At 44.7% G+C, this 749-nt stretch carries 1 protein-coding gene; it reads left to right on the top strand.

Going from position 1 to position 749, the window contains the following annotated elements; genetic code table 11:
- Positions 1 to 121 precede the first annotated feature (121 nt).
- The coding region (locus tag R8O11_RS27190; RefSeq protein ID WP_318194872.1) for a carboxymuconolactone decarboxylase family protein at positions 122 to 749 on the top strand (628 nt) is incomplete at its 3' end.

The following is a 749-nucleotide window of genomic DNA, read 5'->3' as shown; positions in this document are numbered from 1 at the left end:
GCTCCTCAAGTCGCTTCGGCATGTGGTCAACCAACGGAAGGTTCTGACGATGATCGCAATTAAAACTTCAATTAAGTCCATATTAATTTGGGTACTGACTATGACAACGATATCCGCTGTTATGCCTGCTTTTGCAACAGATAAATTGAGTAATAAAGAACGAGCCATCGTTCCAATCGCGGCTTTCACCGCAAGCGGTGACGTAGAAAAACTCAAGATTAGCCTGAATGATGGTTTAGAAAGCGGCTTAACGATCAATGAGATTAAAGAAGTTCTCGCTCAACTATACGCTTACGCAGGTTTTCCCCGCAGTTTGAATGGATTGGCTGCTTTTATGGAAGTGGTTGAAGTGCGCAAAAATCGTGGTATTACCGACATATTAGGGCGTGAATCGACGCCGTTGACGGCAGATAAAAGCAGCTTAGAGCTAGGCAGTCAGAACCAAACAACGCTGGTCGGTATGCAAGTCAAAGGCCCGCTGTTCGACTTTTCACCTCAAATAGATCAGTACTTAAAAGCCCATTTGTTTGGTGACATTTTCGCGCGTGACCTCCTGACGTGGAAACAACGAGAAATTGCCACGATTGCAGCGCTGGCAAATATCAACGGAGTGAACAGTCAGCTTGCGGCACACTACAACATCAGCATGAATAATGGCGTGTCTGCCGAAGAACTGAATGATTTCATTCTGGTTTTAAAGCAGTGCTGTGATGAAAGTATTGCGAGTAATGCTCAATCTGTACTGGATT

Source organism: Vibrio sp. 1288 (assembly GCF_033344475.1).
The sequence above is the reverse complement of the archived record's forward strand: the minus strand, read 5'-3'. Positions and strand labels throughout refer to the sequence as shown.